This is a genomic window from Nonomuraea sp. MTCD27, from assembly GCF_041950495.1.
In the GTDB taxonomy this organism is placed as follows: domain Bacteria; phylum Actinomycetota; class Actinomycetes; order Streptosporangiales; family Streptosporangiaceae; genus Nonomuraea.
Map to the genome: position 1 here is coordinate 1 of NZ_JBGNUW010000035.1, position 18,505 is coordinate 18,505.

The 18,505-nt window shown below is 68.0% G+C and carries 26 protein-coding genes; 2 read left to right on the forward strand and 24 right to left on the reverse strand.

Features of this window, described 5'->3' with window-relative positions; genetic code table 11:
• Together ACBJ59_RS56670 and ACBJ59_RS56675 are read right to left on the reverse strand one after the other, a co-directional pair.
• Positions 1 to 1,200, reverse strand: a 1,200-nt coding sequence (locus ACBJ59_RS56670; protein WP_375118283.1) for a DNA cytosine methyltransferase, incomplete at its 3' end; no start/stop codon positions are given.
• A complete protein-coding gene (locus ACBJ59_RS56675) occupies positions 1,194 to 1,463 on the reverse strand; it encodes a hypothetical protein (protein ID WP_375118284.1) in 270 nt (89 codons plus the stop codon). The genes ACBJ59_RS56675 and ACBJ59_RS56670, both read right to left, overlap by 7 nt.
• 474 nt (positions 1,464 to 1,937) lie before the next feature.
• Here ACBJ59_RS56675 and ACBJ59_RS56680 point away from each other — a divergent pair, with 474 nt between their 5' ends.
• Positions 1,938 to 2,648 (forward strand): TIGR02391 family protein, encoded by a 711-nt coding sequence (locus tag ACBJ59_RS56680; RefSeq protein WP_375118285.1) that lies wholly within the window; start codon positions 1,938 to 1,940, stop codon positions 2,646 to 2,648.
• 113 nt (positions 2,649 to 2,761) lie between these two features.
• On the opposite strand, the gene ACBJ59_RS56685 is transcribed toward ACBJ59_RS56680, so the two are convergent.
• The 15 genes from ACBJ59_RS56685 to ACBJ59_RS56755 all read right to left on the reverse strand — a co-directional run bounded on the left by ACBJ59_RS56685 (position 2,762) and on the right by ACBJ59_RS56755 (position 11,733).
• Positions 2,762 to 4,363 carry a DUF3560 domain-containing protein gene (locus ACBJ59_RS56685; protein WP_375118286.1) on the reverse strand — a complete coding sequence of 534 codons (1,602 nt, stop codon included), beginning with the start codon at positions 4,361 to 4,363 and terminating at the stop codon, positions 2,762 to 2,764.
• Between the two features lie 58 nt (positions 4,364 to 4,421).
• On the reverse strand, positions 4,422 to 4,661 hold the full coding sequence (locus tag ACBJ59_RS56690; protein ID WP_375118287.1) for a hypothetical protein: 240 nt from the start codon (positions 4,659 to 4,661) through the stop codon (positions 4,422 to 4,424).
• Positions 4,658 to 5,311, reverse strand: a complete 654-nt coding sequence (locus ACBJ59_RS56695) for a hypothetical protein (protein WP_375118288.1) — start codon at positions 5,309 to 5,311, stop codon at positions 4,658 to 4,660. The genes ACBJ59_RS56690 and ACBJ59_RS56695 overlap by 4 nt, the downstream gene beginning before the upstream one ends.
• Before the next feature lie 87 nt (positions 5,312 to 5,398).
• Positions 5,399 to 5,731 carry a hypothetical protein gene (locus tag ACBJ59_RS56700; protein WP_375118289.1) on the reverse strand — a complete coding sequence of 111 codons (333 nt, stop codon included), beginning with the start codon at positions 5,729 to 5,731 and terminating at the stop codon, positions 5,399 to 5,401.
• Positions 5,709 to 5,879 (reverse strand): hypothetical protein, encoded by a 171-nt coding sequence (locus tag ACBJ59_RS56705; protein ID WP_375118290.1) that lies wholly within the window; start codon positions 5,877 to 5,879, stop codon positions 5,709 to 5,711. The genes ACBJ59_RS56700 and ACBJ59_RS56705 overlap by 23 nt, the downstream gene beginning before the upstream one ends.
• On the reverse strand, positions 5,876 to 6,325 hold the full coding sequence (locus ACBJ59_RS56710; RefSeq protein ID WP_375118291.1) for a hypothetical protein: 450 nt from the start codon (positions 6,323 to 6,325) through the stop codon (positions 5,876 to 5,878). The genes ACBJ59_RS56705 and ACBJ59_RS56710 overlap by 4 nt, the downstream gene beginning before the upstream one ends.
• A complete protein-coding gene (locus tag ACBJ59_RS56715; protein ID WP_375118292.1) occupies positions 6,322 to 6,726 on the reverse strand; it encodes a hypothetical protein in 405 nt (134 codons plus the stop codon). The genes ACBJ59_RS56710 and ACBJ59_RS56715 overlap by 4 nt, the downstream gene beginning before the upstream one ends.
• A complete protein-coding gene (locus tag ACBJ59_RS56720; protein WP_375118293.1) occupies positions 6,723 to 7,451 on the reverse strand; it encodes a protein phosphatase 2C domain-containing protein in 729 nt (242 codons plus the stop codon). Before ACBJ59_RS56720 ends, ACBJ59_RS56715 begins: the two co-directional genes overlap by 4 nt.
• 11 nt (positions 7,452 to 7,462) lie before the next feature.
• Complete coding sequence (locus tag ACBJ59_RS56725) at positions 7,463 to 7,741, reverse strand: hypothetical protein (RefSeq protein ID WP_375118294.1); 279 nt, start codon at positions 7,739 to 7,741, stop codon at positions 7,463 to 7,465.
• A 70-nt stretch (positions 7,742 to 7,811) separates the two neighbouring features.
• Positions 7,812 to 7,979, reverse strand: coding sequence for a hypothetical protein (locus tag ACBJ59_RS56730; RefSeq protein ID WP_375118295.1), 168 nt, complete (start codon positions 7,977 to 7,979; stop codon positions 7,812 to 7,814).
• Between the two features lie 152 nt (positions 7,980 to 8,131).
• On the reverse strand, positions 8,132 to 8,698 hold the full coding sequence (locus ACBJ59_RS56735) for a hypothetical protein (protein ID WP_375118296.1): 567 nt from the start codon (positions 8,696 to 8,698) through the stop codon (positions 8,132 to 8,134).
• A gap of 23 nt (positions 8,699 to 8,721) precedes the next feature.
• A complete protein-coding gene (locus ACBJ59_RS56740) occupies positions 8,722 to 8,868 on the reverse strand; it encodes a hypothetical protein (RefSeq protein ID WP_375118297.1) in 147 nt (48 codons plus the stop codon).
• Positions 8,869 to 8,891: 23 nt separating this feature from the next.
• Positions 8,892 to 9,950: a hypothetical protein gene (locus ACBJ59_RS56745; RefSeq protein WP_375118298.1), complete on the reverse strand. Its 1,059-nt coding sequence runs from the start codon at positions 9,948 to 9,950 to the stop codon at positions 8,892 to 8,894.
• A gap of 410 nt (positions 9,951 to 10,360) precedes the next feature.
• Positions 10,361 to 10,672, reverse strand: coding sequence for a hypothetical protein (locus ACBJ59_RS56750; RefSeq protein ID WP_375118299.1), 312 nt, complete (start codon positions 10,670 to 10,672; stop codon positions 10,361 to 10,363).
• Complete coding sequence (locus tag ACBJ59_RS56755; protein WP_375118300.1) at positions 10,669 to 11,733, reverse strand: hypothetical protein; 1,065 nt, start codon at positions 11,731 to 11,733, stop codon at positions 10,669 to 10,671. Before ACBJ59_RS56755 ends, ACBJ59_RS56750 begins: the two co-directional genes overlap by 4 nt.
• Positions 11,734 to 12,276: 543 nt before the next feature.
• Between ACBJ59_RS56755 and ACBJ59_RS56760 the strand changes: the two genes are divergently transcribed.
• Entirely contained in the window at positions 12,277 to 13,548 is a 1,272-nt protein-coding gene (locus tag ACBJ59_RS56760; RefSeq protein WP_375118301.1) for a tyrosine-type recombinase/integrase, read from the forward strand.
• A gap of 360 nt (positions 13,549 to 13,908) precedes the next feature.
• On the opposite strand, the gene ACBJ59_RS56765 is transcribed toward ACBJ59_RS56760, so the two are convergent.
• The 7 genes from ACBJ59_RS56765 to ACBJ59_RS56795 all read right to left on the reverse strand — a co-directional run bounded on the left by ACBJ59_RS56765 (position 13,909) and on the right by ACBJ59_RS56795 (position 18,397).
• Positions 13,909 to 14,094: a helix-turn-helix transcriptional regulator gene (locus tag ACBJ59_RS56765; RefSeq protein ID WP_375118302.1), complete on the reverse strand. Its 186-nt coding sequence runs from the start codon at positions 14,092 to 14,094 to the stop codon at positions 13,909 to 13,911.
• 117 nt (positions 14,095 to 14,211) lie between these two features.
• Positions 14,212 to 14,505, reverse strand: a complete 294-nt coding sequence (locus ACBJ59_RS56770) for a hypothetical protein (RefSeq protein WP_375118303.1) — start codon at positions 14,503 to 14,505, stop codon at positions 14,212 to 14,214.
• A complete protein-coding gene (locus ACBJ59_RS56775) occupies positions 14,502 to 16,406 on the reverse strand; it encodes a hypothetical protein (RefSeq protein ID WP_375118304.1) in 1,905 nt (634 codons plus the stop codon). The genes ACBJ59_RS56770 and ACBJ59_RS56775 overlap by 4 nt, the downstream gene beginning before the upstream one ends.
• A 44-nt stretch (positions 16,407 to 16,450) precedes the next feature.
• Complete coding sequence (locus ACBJ59_RS56780; protein WP_375118305.1) at positions 16,451 to 17,305, reverse strand: hypothetical protein; 855 nt, start codon at positions 17,303 to 17,305, stop codon at positions 16,451 to 16,453.
• Positions 17,302 to 17,715 (reverse strand): hypothetical protein, encoded by a 414-nt coding sequence (locus tag ACBJ59_RS56785; RefSeq protein WP_375118306.1) that lies wholly within the window; start codon positions 17,713 to 17,715, stop codon positions 17,302 to 17,304. The genes ACBJ59_RS56780 and ACBJ59_RS56785 overlap by 4 nt, the downstream gene beginning before the upstream one ends.
• Positions 17,716 to 17,729: 14 nt before the next feature.
• Positions 17,730 to 18,179 carry a hypothetical protein gene (locus tag ACBJ59_RS56790; RefSeq protein ID WP_375118307.1) on the reverse strand — a complete coding sequence of 150 codons (450 nt, stop codon included), beginning with the start codon at positions 18,177 to 18,179 and terminating at the stop codon, positions 17,730 to 17,732.
• A 2-nt stretch (positions 18,180 to 18,181) separates the two neighbouring features.
• Positions 18,182 to 18,397, reverse strand: coding sequence for a hypothetical protein (locus ACBJ59_RS56795; protein WP_375118308.1), 216 nt, complete (start codon positions 18,395 to 18,397; stop codon positions 18,182 to 18,184).
• Between the last annotated feature and the right edge of the window lie 108 nt (positions 18,398 to 18,505).

Below are 18,505 nucleotides of genomic sequence, written 5' to 3' on the forward strand. Positions count from 1 at the left end.
CATCAGCGACAGGAACGCGGGGAATACGCCTGGTTGCGCGTCCGGCGGGAAGGCGATGCCGTCCTCGTTCCGGGTAGTGCTGGTCCGCTTCGGCAAGCTGGCCGGCCGCGCTACCTTCCCGTCGCGGCCTTCGCACGGCACGACGAGCGCGTTCGCCTCCCGAGTGGTGAGCGCGGGTATCGGCTCGTCCACTCCCCGCGGCCCGTCGTTCCAAGTGCCGCCCGCAGGGGTGATGAACGGCTTGATCCAGTGTTCCTCGACTCCCGCACGGATACGCGCGATCGTCTTCGGCGCCAGGCCCTCGGGCTTCTTCTTCGTCTTCTTCCTGCTGCCGATCGGGGTGCCGAGGTCAGACCAGTCGATCGTGTACGCGGCCGGGAGCACCGGCGGTTCAATGAGCTGACCCTGGCAGGCCACCTCGGGGCATACCCACACGTACTGGCCGTTCTTGATGCCGTAGACGCCCATGTCCGCGCCGCGCTTTTTCCACGCCCGGACGGCCTGCACCCAGCCGCCGTGGCGGGGGCAGAAGGCGTACGGGTCGAACCACTTGCGGTAGTTCGGCGTACGGCCCACGGACTCGTGGATGCCGGAGATGAGCATCCGGTCACGGGACTGCGGGGACGGCAGCGTGGTCCGGCCCTGCACGTGCGCGGCGTTCACGGCGTGGATCTGGATGATGTAACCGAGCTTCCGCAGCTCCCGGATCCACCGGTCCCAGTGCGCCCACAAACGGGCCTGGACGACGTTCTCGACGCCGAACCCCAGCACCGGCTTGCCGTGCTTCTCCTGGCAGTGGCGCAGGTAGGTGACGACCTCCTCCATCAGCGCCCGAGACCGGATGCGGGTCTTCTGGTGCTCGGTCAGGTTGTCCAGGTCGTCGGCCCAGAGGGCCATCTGGTTTTCCTTGTCGAAGTACCTCGTCTCGCCCGAGGCCGTGGAGAACGCCGGGCAAGCCGGCGAGGCCCAGAAGAAGCTGGCGTACGGGAACTTCTCGATGGCGTCGGCCGCCTGAACGTCGCCGAGCCAGAAGTTCACGTCGGGGTGGTTCTCGACGTACGTCCACTTCGCGGGCTTGGCGTGGTTGGCAGCGAACTTGATCTTTGTGCCGGGAACGGCGGCGATCCCGGTCCCTGATCCGCCGCCGCCCGCGAACATCTCGACAACGTCGATGTCGTCGGGGAAGAGCCGGTTCAGCACCCGGACTCCCTGAAGGACGACTCCTCAGCGGCGGCCTTGTCGGCGCGGAGTCGCCTGACCGCCTTGGCCAACTCGCCCTCCGTGTGCAGCAGGGCCTCCAGCTCGGGCGGCAGGAGCCGCATCAACTTCGGGGGCTGCTGCTGCCAGATGGTCCGGCCGGAGACCGTCATCACCGGCACGAAGTAGCTTGGGGACCAGAGCGTCGGCCAGCGCCGCCATACGGCGCCGTGCTCAGCGGTGTGCGCTTCGTAGCCTGTCGTCACAACCTCAGGCGCCTTGTCGTGCGCCATCGCCGAGTGATTTGGGGCAGGGGGTACTGCAGAGTGGCGGTTCATCTGTGGTGTTGCCTTTCGCGAATAGCGAGGGGTTAGAACGAGAGCGAGAGCTGGGGCGGGCCCGTTGAGCCCGGCCAGCCATGCCGTCTCGAAGGAGCGATAGGTCTTGTCGTTCGCCAGCGCGGGTGCGGCGGTCAGCATGTACTCGACGCACGGGTATTGGAGGTTCCGAGTGCGCAGCCACACTTGGTGGCGGCCGTCCGTCTCGACCTCGCGGCCGAGCAGGTACGCGGCCCGGTCGAGGTGGGCGAGCACGTCGGCGCGTGACCCTTGACGAGCAGTCCGAGCGACCAGTGGGTCTGGCCGCGCGCCCTCGTACGGCACCTCGTCGCGGTGCTCAAGACTCCGTTCTCAGCTCGGAAATTGCGCGAGCGGGCACGCGGGTCGATATAGGGTTCTGCCATGAATCGGCAGTGGATGCGTCAACGCCTCGAAGAGTTTGACAAGCTCGTCGTGCGTTACCTGGGGACACGCCGCGCAGGCGAAGTCTTCGGCGACGACAAACTCCGTCAGGAACTCCACAGAGCCGAGCCAACGATCAAGCAGATCTTGGGCGCTCTCGATCCCAGACTCGCCGAGCAAATCAACCTTGACGACTGGGCCGGCGAGTCCTCAGCCCGCAACCTGGTCAATCGTGGGTTGGGCATTCTCAGCGACATGGACGAGTGGGCAGCCAATCTCGCCCCCGAGGCTCCGACTGTGAGCGCTGACCAGTTCCACCCTTGGGTCTGGGATGCAGCTCGAACGTTCTGGGAAAGCAAGCACTACCGAAAAGCAGTGGACGTTGCAGCTAACGCCATTAATGCCCACACACAGACCAAGGTCGGACGCACGGACATTTTCGATGTCGACCTGATGAATCAAGTATTCACAGACAAGCCCAAGCCCGGACAGGTTTACCTGCGGTTTCCTGGCAGCCCAACCGACCTCACTGCCAAGAGTCGCAACCGCGCCCTTCGACCGTTCGCTGAAGGGTGCTTCGCTGGCATCCGCAACCACGCGGCACACGAACACGGACCCGACTGGAGTGAGCAGATGGCCCTCGAATACCTCGCCACCCTGAGCGTCCTCGCCCGATGGATCGACGAATGCGTGGTCATGCACGGATCCTGACGAAGCCAAATCTATTTGCGCACGCCTCCCGACCACGCGAGGAAATGATCTTTTCGGGTCTCTGGGGAGGCCCCGCCCTCGCTCCGGACGGGGGCACGCACGGTCGGCGGCTACTACTCGGCGGGAATGACTACGACGACCGTGTTGACGCCGGTCGCGGGGGCGAATGAGCCCTCGGGCAGTTCCTCGAACCAGCCACCGCGCTCCTCCACCAGGGAACGGAACCGTTCGGCCGCCGCGAACTTCTGGTGGAGCACCCCGGCGGCCATCACCGCGACGAGACGACCACCTGGCTTGAGGAAGCCGAGCGCGTGCAGGGCGTGCGCGATGTCCTTGCCGCCGGAGAACGGCGGGTTCATCACGATCCGGTCATAGCCGTTGCGCTCGGTCGGATCGACGTCCAGGAAGTCACGGACAGAGGTGGCATTCGCGCCTGGGACGCGGCTGGTCAGGACGGTCGCGAGGTTGTAATCGATCTCGACGCAGTCCACGACAGCGCCCCGATCGACGGCCGCCAGCGCGATGTTCCCGGTGCCCGCTGAGGGTTCCAGGACCGCCATGCCGGGCCAGATGTCGGCCAGGTCCATGAGCTTGTCCACCACGGCGGGCGGGGACACGAATGCTTCTCGGCCCCGGCCGACGCGCACGCTGTCGGCCACGTTCGCTGCGGCCTTGAGCTTGTCCGTGTCGAGCTTCGGCACGTCCACCTTCGGCGCCGCCGGCCGGGCGCGCGCGGGTTCCCTGGGCGCGATGACCGCGGGCTCGTCGCCGTGCGGGCACTCGACCTTCAGGACGTCGGTGTACTTGACCTTCGGCTGCCAGTGGTCCCGGAGGTCGAGCTTGACCGTGGTGGGGTTGGTCTTGAGGGCGAGCCCGTTGTACCCCCAGGCCCATACGCGGTCGCCTTCGTGGATGTTGTGCTTGCCCCACTCGACGAACTCGCCGCCGCCGGTGGCGGCGGCGAGCTGCTGCCGGTCGTAGGCGAGCTGGTTCTCAATGTGCTCCTTCTGCGCGAGGAGCTGTTCGCGGTACTCGCCGGTCGCGGGCGGATGCTCGTCGATGTAGTACGGCGTGCCGTCGTGCTTGCGGAACGTTCGCGTGTAGCCGTCGAGGCCGCGCTGCACCCGCCGCAGGTCCGCCTCCAGACGCTTGATCCGGCGGGCGGTGACGCGCGGCCGAGCGGAGTACGCGGCCTGACTGCCGACCGCGTTGGCTTGGCGGGCAGCCTCCTGAGCAGTCCGGTCCTCCTCGACGCTCTTACGCATTGCGGAGTCCATGCGCTTCTGGTCGCGCCGCGCTCCCCGCTCGGAGTGGTGCCCCATGAGGATGGGCTGCCCGCCCGCGAACCGCTCAGAGATCTCGTTGGCCCGATCGGCAGCCGCAGCCGCGTTGCCAGCGTGACGCTGCGCCTTCGCGGCGAGCGCGTCGCGCCGGTCGTCCAGCCGGTCAGCCTGGTCGGCGAGGACCTGCTTGCGGTCGCGCGGGGTGTCGTCGATGGTGACTTCGACCTCGAACCCGGCGGCGCGCAGCGCCTCGGCCGCGCCGTTGATCTTCCACCGCTTGGCCACCTGGTCCCGGGACTGGCGGATCCCGATCATCTTGATGGATGGGAAGAAGTGGAAGCCGTGCTTGCGCAGGATCTCCCAGGCTCCGTCGCCCTTGACGGTGCCTTCCACGAGGGTGCCATCCTCGTGGTTGTGCGTGATCGTGATCAAAGGTGCCTCATTCATGGAGAGGCGCAGAGCAGCCACCCGCCGCCCTGCGCGGGGGTGGTTACTGCTGGGGGCCGTGCTCGCAGTCGTGGAGCAGGTGGGCGTCTATCGCCGCGTCGAGCAGGGCGATGCGGGTCTTGCCGCTCTCCCACGCGGCGCTGACCCGCTCGCGGCACAGCGGGCAGACGACCTGGAACTGTCGCCCCTGGTCGGGGCCGGCCGGCACGTCGTAGTAGCCGTAGCCGCGAGCGTTGCGGGCGAGCTGACGGCGGCCGCCCTTCGTCGCCGGGTCGACGTTCATTCCTCGCCGCCCTCGGCCTCGTCGCCGTCGAGGAGTTGAGCCTGCAACAGCTCGACGACGATCACGCGGGGCGGCTTGGAACCGGGCCGAGGCGCGAGCACGGCGCAGACCGGCGGGCACTGCGTGGTGCGGTCGTCCTCGCCGGTCGGAGCGGTGCCGCAGTGCGGGCACTGCTCGCGCGGCACCGTCTGGGAGACGTCGAACGTGCCCTTCTTCACGTAGTAGCGGGCCTTGCGCCCGGTGGACTGCCAGCCGTCCTCGGCCAGCGCCTTCTCCTTGGTCTTCTCCTCGTCGGTCTTCTTCCGGCCGATGTGGCGGAACGTGCCGAGGGACGTCTCCCCCTCGGCCACGACGCGGCCCTGGCTCAGCCAGTAGTCGAAGCCGCCGCAGTGGGTCAGCGGGCGGCGCTGCGCGGCCAGGAGCAGCGCGTTCTGCAGCGAGTAGCCGGCCTCGTCGCTGGCGGGGTCGAGCTTCCAGCCGATGCTCGCCGCGCTCGCCCGGAACTGCTCCAGCTCGGCCGGGTCGTTCAGGCACAGCACGGCGTAGGCGTGCAGCGCTTCCCGCGCTGCGGTGCGGTTGGCGGCGCTGCGGTCCTTCTGCGCCTGCGTGACGCCGCGGCGCTTACGGGTCTTCTTCGTGGCGGTCGCCATGGTGGCGTTCTCCCTGTTCAGTTGGTCAATTGCGGTATCGCTGTTAGCGCACTGGCCCCACCGAACGGCAGGGCCAGCGTGAAATGGTCAGCACCAGGAGACGACCTCGTAGCCCACCGGCAGGCTCACCCGGCGGCTGCACACCTCGCACTCGAAGCCGTCGTTGACGTACGTGCCGTCGCCGGTGCCCGCCGCGATTTCGCCAGGCGCGACGATCTCCAGTCGGTTGCTGCGGGTGGCGACGTCCAACTCGACGATCTGGTCGGCCGCCTCACAGTCGGGGTACGGGCAGACCATCACGCCGTCGCGAACCAGGGCGTTCGGCTCGTCCGGGTCGAGCAGGACACCTTCGAGCGCGAACGTGTCGGGCTCGGCCGCCCGGGACGGGATGGCCAGTTCAGATCCGGGCCCAGACTCCATCCTTCACCTCCAGGTGCCAGATGGTGTTGGTGGCCGAGTGCCATGCCTTGATGAGGCCGCCGTTCTCGCGGACGCGCAGCACGACGTACGAGCCGTCCCGGCCCTTGACGACGTCCTCGGTCTTGACGGGTGCGACGGGCGAGGTCACACCGCCACCTCGTCCTCTGCGCGGACGTGCGTGGTCAGCGGACTGCCCGTGGCGCCGCTGTCGTAGCGGACGATGAGCCGGACCTTCGTCTCGTCGTCGGGCCGGATGTCCTTCACCGTCCCGGCCTGGCCGCCGACGATGACCCGCTGGTCGATGCGGAACGCCCCCATCTGCTCCCGGTTGCCACGCAGGAAGCGGGCCAACTGCTCGCTGCCGATCACCTCCGAGGGCTCCGACCGCCCGGGGTACTGCAGGGCGGCGGCCAGCGCGGTGCTCCCCTGGAACGCCACGACGATCTTCCAGTCGTCGCGCGTCAGGATCAGCTCGGTCGTGCCGTCGTCGTCGGTCGAGCCGGGCTCGATGGTCCATCCGCACACCCGCGCCTTCGTGGTGATCACGCTGTGGCTGGTGTTCGGGTTGAGGGCGGGCCTGATTCTCCTGCTCATCGGGTTCCTCTCAGTGCGGACACGGTGCGTGCCGTGTCGTAGACGGGGTTGGGAAGGTCAGCGGGGGCGCCACAGCGGCAGAGGCCGGTGATGATGACGCCGCCGCGGATGTCGAGCCACCACCGGTTGGCGGCGGGCGGGAAGTAGTGGTTGAGCAACACCGCGGCGAGCTCATTGCGCGGCCGGTCGCCGGGGTGTGCAAGCCGACCGACGATGAGGCGGGCGGCTGGGTACTCCTCCACCTCGGAGATCTCGGTGTCGTTGTCGCCGTCGCCGAGGGTCAGCGCGGCCGTCAGGCGCCGCAGGTCAAAGCAGTCGCCGTCGTCAGTAGTCTGGAGCTGCACGCGGGTGACCCACGCCGGATTCGCGGCGAGCAGCAGCCCGATCAGAGTGCTCGTCACGCCGGTTCGCCCTCGTGCGCCAAGAGATCGATGACGGCGACCGTCGTGTTGTCCCGGCCTCGGCCCTGCCGGGCCATGTCGAGCAGTTGCGCCGCGACGTACTCGCCGTCCAGTTCCGGCGTGGCCATGCGCGTCAGGTTGCCGAGCATCGCGTTCATGTGGTCGGCCCGCCCTGCGAGGGGCAGGTGTGCGGTCAGGCCGTCCGACGCGAGGATGATGCGGGCGTAGTCGTCGGTGTTGGTGAGCAGGCGGTGCGGCCAGGTGCCCCCGGTCTCGTGCTTCTCCTCGACGTTGCACGGCGTCCCACAGGGGTGGCAGGAGGGCACAGTCAGGGGGACGACCGTGCCGTCCAGACGCACCGCCCACGCGGGAGAGTCGCCAACCCAGGCCATGTCCAGCCCGCCGGGTGTGATCGCAGCGACCACCGCCGTGGTGATGCCCTCCTGTCCAGGCGGGGCGTCCTCGTTGCGCTGCTGCAGGTAGGTGCGGGCCGCGTGAAGGCCCTGGACGCCGCTGTTGGTCGAGCCGGTGACCGCCGCGGCGATCTGTGCGCTGATCTGGGCGGCGTCGGCCGCGTCGGAGTCGTCGCCCGCTCCGTCACACACTGCGACTGCCAGCGCCCACGAGCCGTCGAGCACGGCCACGTAGTCAGCCTGGGTGTGGCGGCAGTTCTGGATGCTGTCGTAGAAGACGCGGGCAACGCCCGGCACGTACATGAGGGGCATGGGAGTTCCTTTCAGTCGTTCCAGCCCTGCTCGGGCAGGGTGTTGAGGAGGCCGATGATGTGGGTGGCGCCGGTGCGCTTTCGGGTGGTGAGGTTCGGCTGCCAGGTGAGGGAGATCCGCAGAGCGCGGCCCTTGTCGGCGGAGACGTCGAGCGTGCCGAAGTACAGGCCGCGGCTGAGCCGGAGCTGGTAGATGCGGCGGTAGGGCTCGTCGGGGATGTTCACGGTGAACCCGTCATCGCGGAGCCGCTTGATGATTCCGAAGGCGCTGCGGTTGGGCTGCATGGGCATGGTGTTGGTCCTCTCGTGGGCAGCGCAGGGCCCGCCCCGGGCCGGCGGGCCGCAGGGCGGGAGTGATCGGCTAGTTCCAGTTGATGGAGCAGGCAACGTGGTGCTGCTCCGGGGGCGCGTCCCATCGCGCCGGGCAGTCGCCGCACTGGTCTCGGATCTCGACGGGGAAGACGTCAGTGATGCTTTGCGGCTCGTGCTCGGCGTCGTCGTGGTGGCTGTCGGTGGCGGCGTAGTTCACGGATGCTCCCCTTTTGTGGGGGTCTGGCTCGGCCGGGCGGGTGCGTTACGCTGAGGGCGCCAGGTCCTCGTTGTGGCGATGAGGGGCTGGAGCTTTCTGTGGTGTTGGGATGGCCGGGCCTGTGGCGGGTCCGGCCATCGCCGTTCTCGGGCCTACTCGCGGGGCAGGACGCGCAGCGCGAAGTGGTTGACCGGCTCGACCCACACGCCCGCAGGCAGCGGAACCGGCTCGTACTCCACCGGCGAGCAGTCCGGCCGGCCACCGTGGCAGGCCAGGAACGTCCAGTCGGACTCGCCGTGCTCCCAGACGATGACGCGGCCGCTGCCGTCGTCCCAGTCGGCGTCCATGACCTGCGGCCAGTAGTTGCGGTCGCCGTGGAAGTGCTCGCCGATCGTGTCGGCGATCTGGTGCGCCAGCTCGTCGCTGATCTCCGTGGGGGCGGCATCCGTCGAGGTGGGGCCGTTCATTGCGGTACCGCATTCACCGGCTCGCGTGGCCAGCATGGCGTCGAACAGCGTCGAGCCTTCCTGCATCGCGTGCAGGATCGCCTCGTCGGCGTGGGCGGGGCCCCAGTCGGCGGTCTTCAGGATGGAGACGAGGGCGCGCCGGGCGTGCCCGTACGGGCCGGGGTCGCGGGCGAGCTTCTGGTCATCGGCCTGGTTGAGGCGGCGCAGGACGAGCAGCAGGTCTTCGGCGATGCCGCGGGTGGTGGTGTCCATGATGTTCCGTTCGGGTGGCGTGGTCAGATGAGGCCCATGTCGAGCAGGGGCGAGACGTGTCCGTCCGGGCAGGTGCCGTCCACCTCGATCTCGTAGCCGTCCGGGCAGACAGGGGTGTCGCCGTAGACGCTCCACTCCCAGCCCTCGGGCAGGTCGATCAGGTCACGCATGTTCGTGGTCCTTTCGTGCTGGCTCAGTGGCAGGTGTTGGCGCAGACGGGCTCGCCATCCGTTGTGCGGGAGACGGCGGGGCCGTCGCAGGTGCGGCAGGTGGCGCGCTCGCGGATCGTGTCGAGCGCCTTGTCGATCGCCGCGCACGCGACCATGAACAGGCGCCGCTTGCAGTCGAGACCGGCGTTGCCCCGGAGGACCTGCTCGGCGTCCAGGCGGTCGTCCACAGCGGCGCGAGAGGCGCCGATTAGCAGCAGCTCGATGCCGACGTGGTCGAGGCCATACGTGGTGGGGTCGGTGGCCTGGGCGGCGGTGAATGTTGCGATGAGCATCGCGTCGAGCAGCGAGCCGCGCTCGTCGAGCTTCTTCCGGCCGTCGAGGTAGTACGGCATCGGGCGGCCGGCGTGGTACTCGATGCCGGGAGGCGTCGTCTGCGGGTCAGTTGGGGCGACCTCGTGCTCAGTGTTGTCGGGGTAACTGCCGGGCTCGCCGATCAGCTTCCAGCCGTGAAAGTCGAGCAGGTCGCCCAGCGCGGGGACGTCGCTGTCGAGGGGGACACCGGAGTCTAGGATGGCGACGATCTTGGGCAGGGGGAACAGCGTCGTCTCGCCACCCTCGGCCTCTTCCTCGGCTTCGGCGATGGCTACCAGGTGGTGCGCGGGGAGGGGCGCGCCGTCGAGGCCGAGCTCGATGGTGTCGGACTCGTCGATCGCGATGGCCAGGTAACGAGTGGTGGTGTCCGTCTTGCTGGCCAGGGTGGCGGCCGTTTCGGACGGCTGGACTCGCACGCCGAACTCCATGATGACGCGCCGGATGACGACCATCTGGCCTTCGGGGGTGAGGTCGTCGTACGTGGCGTCGTCCGGGTACGACTTGGGGCCGGTGTCCCGCTCGTACGCGAAGTGGTGGGCGGCCGTCCGGGTGACGGCGTACAGGATGTCCTCGAACTGCTCGGGGGTGGCCGGGTCGGTCAGCATCCGCGCGATGGTGGCGAGCATCTGGCTGGTGGTGCCGCCCGCGTTACGGATTCCCTTCACTGCGGCGAGCAGTTCGGTATGGGTCCGGGTAGTCATCGTGTCCATGTCGTTTCCTCGTGACATGCCGCGGCCCCGCGACCATGGCGGTCGCGGGGCCGGAGCTTCGTTGATTGCGGTGCCGCTATCAGCACATCTTGTCGGGCCTGTCCAGCCGGGCGGTGGTGCCGGTTGAGGCGTTTCATTCGGCGTTTTGGCTGGTCAGGAGCGGCGTTTCAGGGTGTTACGTCTTCGACGCTAACACATATAAGAGGGTGACCTAGACATATAGGGGTGCAGCGATCGGACTTTTGACAACGATTCGATTAACGCGTCAGACGCACTCTGAGTGACTCTAAGCGTGTGACGCGTCAGATGTACCAGACATGCACTGAAAGCGCGTCTCCGTCGATCTGACGCGCGTACAGACGCACCTGGGGACGTCCATGAACCGATACCCTCCGACTTCGCTGCGTAGATCAGCTTTTGTCGCCTTGTCGGTAGGCGCGGGCTCGCATCCGCGCCCGGGTCAGCGACACCCGGCGCCGCTCCGCCTCCTCGTCCGCCACCTCCTCCTCAACCTCCGGCGGTGAGGCCTCGACGAGCCGCGACTGCGCCTCGATCGACTGCTGCACCTGCCAGTCGATCCAGGCCCACCGCCCCTCATCCACCGCCCGACGCGGCCGCGCAGCCTCCCGCTCACGGGCCCGCATCGCCCGAGCAGCCGCTGGCGACGACCGCGCCAGCAACTCTCTCGCCTCCTGCGCTCTCTCGGCGTACTCGTCGCTCATGACGCCAGCCACCGAAGACGCTCGGTCTCACGCTGTAGCCTCTTCGCGTCCAACGCCGCGCGCGCCGCCCGGTAGGCCGCGCCCGGACCGGACGAGCCGCCCAGCTCGGCCACGAGGGGACCCGTGAGAGCTTCCGCTCTGCTCAGCCTCGGCGGCAGCTCAATCGGCCCACCGACGCGACGAGCTCTCATCTCCTCGAACTGCTCGCGCAGGACCGCCTGCTCGGCGCGGAGTTCGGCGGCTGCGGCCGCGAGTTGCTGCGACTTGCCGGGCAGGGGCCGGCCGTGCTCATCCAGCCACGCCGACAGCCGGAACCGCACCCATCCGGGGACGTTGCGGATCTGGTCGCGGCTGGTCCAGGTGTAGGTCCAGGCCGCGCCGTCCGGCTGGTGGTCGAGGGCGTGCAGCACGTCGGCGGCGGTCCACCCGGCAGCGACGAACACCCTGGTCAGGTGCCGAATGTACCAAGGGGACAGCCGCCGCAGCGTGGTGCTCGTGTCGTAGATCTTGTGGGCGATCTGGAGCGCGTGCTTGCGGGTCCCCGGCGTGGCGGCGGTCTCGTTCGTCGTGGAGATTCGGTTCCGGCGGCGCGTAGGTGATCTTTCCTCGCGCGCGTGCGTAGGACCTTCCTTGACTCTCTTAGAGAGAGTCAAGGAAGGGGGTTCAGTTGTCGTTTTGTCGGTCCGCATGTCGCGGTCGTCCAACTCGGGAGCCGGGACGCACAGGACCCAGACAGCCGCCCTGTTCCCCAAGCCGTCGTCGGTGAGCCCGCACTGGTTGCCTCTGCGGTAGCGGTTAGTGGTGCCCTCCTCGACGACGCCGAGGAAACCGCGCTCGCGCAGCCACCGGATCCAGCGCTTCACGGTGGACAGCGCCAGATCGAGGTCACCAGCGATGCGCTGCTCGGTCGGGCGGGTGGTCAACGTGGTCCAGTCGGCCCAGTCGGCGAGTTTGCCCGCCACTTCGGTGAGGTTTCGGTAGGCATGGCACTTCAACGCGAGTGCGTCGGGGTGCTCCTTGACGGCGCGGAGGAACGCCTGCTGAGAAGGCGTGCGCCGCATGCCCTCGGGGACAGCGGACAGGACCGCCGCGCGGGAGGGGATCAGCGAGGGTTGACAGGCGTTCGACTGCGGCGGCCGCGCAAGGTGCGGGCGCGCCGGGGGGAACGCTTGGCGAGGTGATATCTTCGGCTCCAAGCATTTAGGGGCACCAACCCGATCGGCTCGCCTGGGCGACCAACCTTGGAGCCGGTCAGGGGTGCGGTGTCACTGGTGATGCGGTTAGGCGCTCTCCGCTCTGCGGGGGGCGCCTTTCTCGTTGTCTGCCGTGGGTGGCTCCTGAGGGGCGAACTCTCGGATACGGGCGTTCGCCCGGGTCCGGGCGAAATCGTGTGATACAAACAGCGTGATTCGACGTGTCAGACGCGTCAGAAACACCATAGCGCGACACGTGCGCTTGCACGAGACGCGTCTACGAAGATCATCATGCGCGTCACACGGATTCCCGTAGCGGTGATCGCCACGAGCCTGCATGCCCGGTACCAGGCGAAACGCCCAGACGGATCTACGCGACACGCACCGCCACAACCGCTCAGGAGAAGCACGATGGCCCGCGTCAGAGACCTGTGGTTCACGACGGTCAAAGGACCTGATGGCAAGCCCATACGGAAGAAGACCGCGAAACATCCCGACAACGGCGGCAACCCGGAGGCGAACCGGTGGCAAGCAGTCTGGATCGGCCCGGACGGCAGGGAGAAGACGGAAACGCGCCGCGTTAAGGACGCCGCCAAGAAGTACGCCCGGAAGATGGAGGAGGACGTCGCTCGCAACGAGTACGTCGATCCCCAGGCCGGCCGCGTGCTGTTCGGCTCGTATGGCCAGCGGTGGATCGGCTCACGGGCAGGCGCGGATCCTGCGAGCGTGATCCGCTATGAAGGGCTGTACCGGCTGCACGTTGAGCCGAGGTTCGGTAAGCGGAAAGTGGGCTCGGTTCGGCCGTCAGAGATTCAGGAGTATCTGACCGAGCTTTCCGGGCGGTTCGAGACGTCCACGGTGAAGGGCGTCCTCCTGGTCCTCCAGGGCATCTTCGACCTGGCCTTGGCTGACGAGAAGATCAAGCGGAATCCAGCCAAGTCCGAGATCGTGAAGGCCCCCAAGCAGAATGACGAAAAGATCATCGCATGGGCCGATGATGTGGTCTGGTCCATCATCGACTCTCACCCCGAGCACCTACGTGCCATGCCCATCCTCGGCTGCGGGTGCGGAATGCGGTCGGGCGAATGGTTCGGTCTCGCCCTGGAAGACCTCGACTTCGAGGAGCGCGTCATCCACATCCGGCGGCAAATCAAGAAGCTGGGCAGCTCGTTCGTGTTCGCGTTACCGAAGAACGATCAGGAGCGCGATGTCCCCATGCCTGAGTGGGTGGCCCAATACCTGCAGTCGCACATCAAGAGGTACAAACCCAAGCCGTACACACTGCCTTGGGAGAAGCTGAGCGGCAAGGCCCGCACGCACAACATCCTGTTCCGCTGGGACACCGACGATCTTCACGTCCGGCAGCGGAACTACGACGAGACCGTCTGGAAGCCGGCTCTTGTGAGGGCTGGCGTCATCCCTGAGCCGACGAAGGACGGGCGAGGCCGCCGCCGGTACATCACGACGCGCAAGGAGGGCACGCACCAGCTCAGGCACTACTACGCCTCAGTGACGCTTCCGGCCGGTGTCGCGATCAACGAACTGGCCGAGTATCTGGGCCATTCCGATCCCGCGTTCACTCTGCGTGTCTACGCTCACATGCAGACCAGCTCGCACCAGCGGGCACGCGAGGCGATCGACCGGCGTATGCGTCGTCCGCAACTGGCGGCCGGGCAGAACTGAGACAGAACTGAAGATCATCGGGCGACACCAGGTGTCGCCCGATCATCTTCGCTTCCCAGAGATTCAGCAGGTCAACCGCTACTTGAGAAGCTGCCGGGCCATGACCATTCTCTGGATCTGGTTCGTACCTTCATAGATCTGGGTGTTCTAGGCGCTGCTGAGAGCCCACCTGCGGCGAGTCTCGAAAAGTGCCTTCTACCTGGGCAGACGCTTGTCGTCGTTTGTGGTCAGTTGCCATCGCTAGCCACCCTCAATCAGAACTGAGGCAGAACTGGGCGCGGGGAACCGGCCGCCAGACACCCTCTCAACGCAAAGGTCCCGGATCACACAGAGTGATCCGGGACCGTGGCCCAGCCTCGTTCAGCCGACCGGCTCCGCGTAGAGCGACTCCTCCCAGGCTGTCACGTCGGCGATCTTGTACCGCACATACTTGCCGATCTTCATAAAGCGCGGCCCGCCACCGCGCGAGTTCCAGTGATACACGGTCCCTACGGGCACTCCGACCCGCTCCGCAAGGTCGTCCGGGGTCAGGTGCTTCTCTGCCACCGCTCTCCCTCCACCAGGCCGCCGCCGACTCTCAACCTCAGCGGTCATCTGCCGTTCTTTCGCGTTGCTTGCCATTGAGTATATGACGCGTCAGACGCGTCATATAACTCAGGTGCGTCATCTGTGGGGAGAGCTGGCCGCGAGTACCCCAAGAGCAGAAACCAGCAGCGCAGTACCGCCGACCACACCCCAGGTAGCAGCCGCCAGCATCCATACCGCGGCGGCCGTCAACACGAGGCCGACCACGCCCGCCCCGTACCGCTCCAGTTCCTCGAGTGCCGCGCCGGCCGCCACGACAACGAGCGGCACCGTCACCGCCAGGCCCGCACTGGCCACCTGCGTCAGCGGCGCGGCCGCCCACATGACCGCCAGCCACGCCGCTACCAACTCGACCCGAGCCAACACCCTCATCGGACCTCCAGACGCTCCAGAATCTCCTCAGGCAAGGCGAAAGCCTCCACCCCGTCCTTGCTGACCGGCCACACCCGCCCGTCCGTCACGAGACGCTTGAGCTGCGCGTGGATCTCACTCGGCGGTGCCGTCACCCGCCGCTTGAGCACGTGGTGCAGCAGCTCCCCGAGCTCCAGCGCCAGGCCCTCCGCGTCGGCGAGCGCGTCGATGATCGCGGCCTTCACATCGCCCGGCGTCGCACGCGGCTCCTCCACAGCCGCCCGCTTGCCCGCGCGCGGCTCCCGCCCGTCCTTCTTCGCACTGGCGTACTCCTCGATCCAGCCCATCGTCAGGTCATCGATCCGGCCGGCCGCGGGCTGCCGGGCGATGTACTTCGGCTTCTGGGTGTACAGCCACCGCATAAGCGCAGCCCGTCGATCGATACCGCTCAGGTAGGCCAAGCCCTGCGTCAGCGACCCGTTCTTGAACGTCGCCGGGAGCAGCGATGGGTCGTGAGGGAGGCCCATCTGGTAGGCCGCGCCGGGCGTCTGCGTCCGCAGGGCGCACGCGTTCTTGCGGAGCTGAGCCCTCAAGGTCACCGACCCGCCCAGCTCGGTCATGTTCGGGTCCTGCGCGACCAGGACGATGCCGCCACCGCCCTTCCGCCAGGTCTTCGCACCGGATGCCAGCATGGTCACGGCCTTCTTGCCGTGCACGTCGTGCTGCAGCAGCTCCGGCGCCTCCTCCAGCACGAAGAAGATGCCGGTCATACCGCCCGCGTCGGGGTCACCGGGCACGAGGTGGGTCTTGCCGATCCGCTCGTCGCCGTCCTCGTCCACCCACGGGATCCGCGCGAGGTGGTGCACGCGGCGGCGCATCACCCAGTGCCACAGGCCCAGCTCGTCCGCGCAGTCGTCCTCGCCGAGGGCGCAGCGGTGGGTGTGGTCGTTCCAGTCCGGCATGGAGCCGCCCTGTGGGTCGAGCAGGACCGTCGCTAGCTTGTCGGACAGGTGTGCCAGGCCGAGGAGCGTCTCCACCGACCGGGACTTGCCCGCCTCGGAGTCGCCGACGATGATGCCGTGCCGCATGCCGCCCGACTTCGTGAAGAACGCCCAATGGGCCGGGGCGAGATCGTAGAAGTAGCCGATGTGCGCGCGGCCGTCCTTGCCGATGCGAGGCTGGACGTCCTCGAACCGGCGCACCTCAGCCAGCGTGTCGCCCTGCAGAAGGGTGAACATCGCCCGGCTGTTGTCGCCGTACGACACCTCCTCCAACACGGCGAGCTGCGTCGTCGTCTGGAACGCCGAGGCGACCTTCCCGGCCGCCTGCATGATGTCCTTCGTCTCCTTCTCCCCGGGTACCGCCCGGATCTCCGCCCGGTACCCGGCGTCGATCCGCTTCGGCGTCGTCAGGGTCATGCCGTCCAGCGCCTTGCCCTTGGCGGCCAGGCGCTCGTTGAACCGCGCGATGATTCGCGCCACCTCAGGGTCGATCTCAACCTGCTCGACGGTGATCTGCGGCTGCTCCTCGAACGCCTCCGTACGGCCGGGCAGCGGCAGGCGGCGGTGACGCCGCCAGTGCAGCAGCGCGAACGTCAGCCAGCCGGCCACCCCGACCTCGACCACCAGCCCAGTCGGGCCGATCGGCGCGGTGGCGATGAGCCAGGCCGCGCCGAACACCGCAGCGGCGACGTTCTGGCGGGCCTGGACTGCCTTGCGGACCGGGACCACGACCGTGGCCGCCGCGATGAGAACGGCCACGGCCGGGTGCACCGGCAGCAGGTAGAGCCCCGCTGACAGCGGTAGCGCAATTAACCAGGCGAACGGAGCCGCCATCACCATTCGGTACCGCTGGCGGAAGGCGACCCGCCGCACAGTACGGGCGACCTCATCGGTCGGCTTCTGCTTGCTGACCTTGGACAACGGGAGCTCCCTTCGCGTGGGTGGTGCTGGCGTACGGTGGGGCGTCAGCCCTCCGCGTACGCCTCCTTGTCGGCCACGTTGTTCACGCCACCGACCGCCGCGTGAGCATCGGCCACGTTGGACTGGGCGGCGGCGAGGTCGGCGATCCGCTGGTGCTGGTCGGCGAGCTGCTTGGCGGTCTCGTGCGCGGCCATCATCGCCGTGATGAGCTCGCCTCGGCCCATGTTCTTCTGCAGTAGGCCGGCCACCTGGCCGTCGATGGCGGCGGCGACCTGGGTCATGTCGGTGTTGGCGGTGTCGTGGTCGTGCTTGAGCTGGGCGAAACTGGTGAATTCGGCGTTCACGGTGGTCCCTTCGGTGGTGTCGTACATGGTCAGGTCGATGACGGGCTTGTCAGCGGGCGGTTGGTCGGCGGCGGCCGACAGCTCGGGCGTCTCCTCGGGGGCTTCCTCCTCGGTCTGCGGGGCTTCCTCCTCGGTCTCCTCAACCACTTCGGCTTCTTCGATCTCGCGGGTGGCCTGGTAGTCGCGGTATGCCTGGCGAGCACCCTGGGCGGCCTGGCGGCTGATGCGTACGGCACCGCCGAGGACCTTGAGCAATCCGTACGTGCCGCCCGCGACCGCCGCGGTGGTGCCGCCGACGACCCCGAAGGCAAGGGAGGTCCACCAGCGGAGGTTGCGCGGTCCCGGCGGGGCGCCGGATGCGGTCGGGCGGGTGAGGTACCTCTGGGCCTGGTCGTAGTGGGTGCGCGCAGCCGTGAAGCCGCGCCGAAACTCGAGGTCGGCCTGCGCCGCGCCGGCCCGGAGGCCGCCCATGGTGGCGGCGCGGGCGTCGGGGCGCTTGACCAGCGCGACGGTGATGACTCCGGACAGGGCCAGCAGCAGCATGATGCTGATCACTTGCGGCCTCCTTCAACGTTGGCGGTCATGGTGTCCTGCCACGCCTTCTTGGCGTCGCGGCCGAGGTCGGCGGTGTTGATGCCGAAGACCGTGATGGCGCTGACGACCAGGAGCGTGGGGATGGCGGGGGCGACGATCGCGGTGGCCCGGCCGACCTTGTTCGACTTGCCCCACACGTCCGCGAGCCAGATGGCCACGCAGACGCCCAGCAGGATCGCCGGGACGACGGGGTGGAGGCGGCCGGTGACCGTGCGGACGATGGCCTCGAAGAACGTGCCGATCAGGCCGAAGCCGGCGACGAGCATCCACCAGGCGGTGAACTTCGGCGCGGTTTTCTTCCACGTGAAGACGATGCCGAACGCGAGCATCAGGGCGGTCACGCCGCCGAGTCCGACGAGGAGGTTGTCCATGGTGAGGGGTCCTTTCAGGCGAAGAAGTGCAGGATGAGGTAGGCGACGATCGCGGCCGTGGTCAGCTCGGGGAGGAAGATCGTCATGGCGGGGATGTAGAACGCGGTGTAGAGCAGCCCACGGGCCAGCAGCAGCACCCGCCAGGCCCACAGCACGAGACCGGCGTCGCCCGGCAGCCACGGCGGCGACCACCGCTCCCGGACGAACGTGATGGGCGAAGGCATGTAGGAGGGCCGTTCGCGGGCGATCCAGTCCGACAGCGGACCCTGCACAAACTCGACGAGCTGGTCCAGCTTCGGCACGGCGGGCTTGGCGGGGACCTGAGGCTGGTCCTCACGCAGGGGCACGACTGGGGCGACCTGCTCGTCCACGTCGGTGGCGGGCTGGGTCTCCTTGGTCGTCGTGTCGGGCTGCTCATCCGGCTGCTGGTGGGCTGCGGGGTACGGGGAGCGGATGCTGCGCATGGTCACCTCCTCTGGCGGTTGACGTCGTCGCCGCTGCGCCGCAATTCGGCGGCGTAGTGCGTGTAGAGCCGATCGCCCTCGGCCTCGTCGGTGTTGTGCATGTCGGCGAGTTCAGCCGTGAGGTAGCGGATGGCCTCGTGGAACGCCTCCTTGGCGGTCGGCGTGCCCGCGATGCGGGCGTGGAAGCGGGCCTTGCGGGCCTGGCGCTTAGTGGGCACGTGACTCCTCCCGAACGTCACGGACGGTTACGGCTGGCGGGGTCGTGGTACGCTCTCGCGCACGTGCGCGCACGTACACCTGCGCGCGTTGGGTCGCCCCGCGGCGGC

Coding starts and splice junctions, on each gene's coding strand:
- ACBJ59_RS56680 (WP_375118285.1), top strand. CDS start 1,938: ATGAATCGGCAGTGGATGCGTCAACGCCTCGAAGAGTTTGACAAGCTC.
- ACBJ59_RS56690 (WP_375118287.1), bottom strand. CDS start 4,661: ATGAACGTCGACCCGGCGACGAAGGGCGGCCGCCGTCAGCTCGCCCGC.
- ACBJ59_RS56695 (WP_375118288.1), bottom strand. CDS start 5,311: ATGGCGACCGCCACGAAGAAGACCCGTAAGCGCCGCGGCGTCACGCAG.
- ACBJ59_RS56700 (WP_375118289.1), bottom strand. CDS start 5,731: ATGGAGTCTGGGCCCGGATCTGAACTGGCCATCCCGTCCCGGGCGGCC.
- ACBJ59_RS56710 (WP_375118291.1), bottom strand. CDS start 6,325: ATGAGCAGGAGAATCAGGCCCGCCCTCAACCCGAACACCAGCCACAGC.
- ACBJ59_RS56720 (WP_375118293.1), bottom strand. CDS start 7,451: ATGCCCCTCATGTACGTGCCGGGCGTTGCCCGCGTCTTCTACGACAGC.
- ACBJ59_RS56725 (WP_375118294.1), bottom strand. CDS start 7,741: ATGCCCATGCAGCCCAACCGCAGCGCCTTCGGAATCATCAAGCGGCTC.
- ACBJ59_RS56735 (WP_375118296.1), bottom strand. CDS start 8,698: ATGGACACCACCACCCGCGGCATCGCCGAAGACCTGCTGCTCGTCCTG.
- ACBJ59_RS56740 (WP_375118297.1), bottom strand. CDS start 8,868: ATGCGTGACCTGATCGACCTGCCCGAGGGCTGGGAGTGGAGCGTCTAC.
- ACBJ59_RS56745 (WP_375118298.1), bottom strand. CDS start 9,950: ATGGACACGATGACTACCCGGACCCATACCGAACTGCTCGCCGCAGTG.
- ACBJ59_RS56750 (WP_375118299.1), bottom strand. CDS start 10,672: ATGAGCGACGAGTACGCCGAGAGAGCGCAGGAGGCGAGAGAGTTGCTG.
- ACBJ59_RS56755 (WP_375118300.1), bottom strand. CDS start 11,733: ATGCGGCGCACGCCTTCTCAGCAGGCGTTCCTCCGCGCCGTCAAGGAG.
- ACBJ59_RS56760 (WP_375118301.1), top strand. CDS start 12,277: ATGGCCCGCGTCAGAGACCTGTGGTTCACGACGGTCAAAGGACCTGAT.
- ACBJ59_RS56770 (WP_375118303.1), bottom strand. CDS start 14,505: ATGAGGGTGTTGGCTCGGGTCGAGTTGGTAGCGGCGTGGCTGGCGGTC.
- ACBJ59_RS56785 (WP_375118306.1), bottom strand. CDS start 17,715: ATGGACAACCTCCTCGTCGGACTCGGCGGCGTGACCGCCCTGATGCTC.
- ACBJ59_RS56790 (WP_375118307.1), bottom strand. CDS start 18,179: ATGCGCAGCATCCGCTCCCCGTACCCCGCAGCCCACCAGCAGCCGGAT.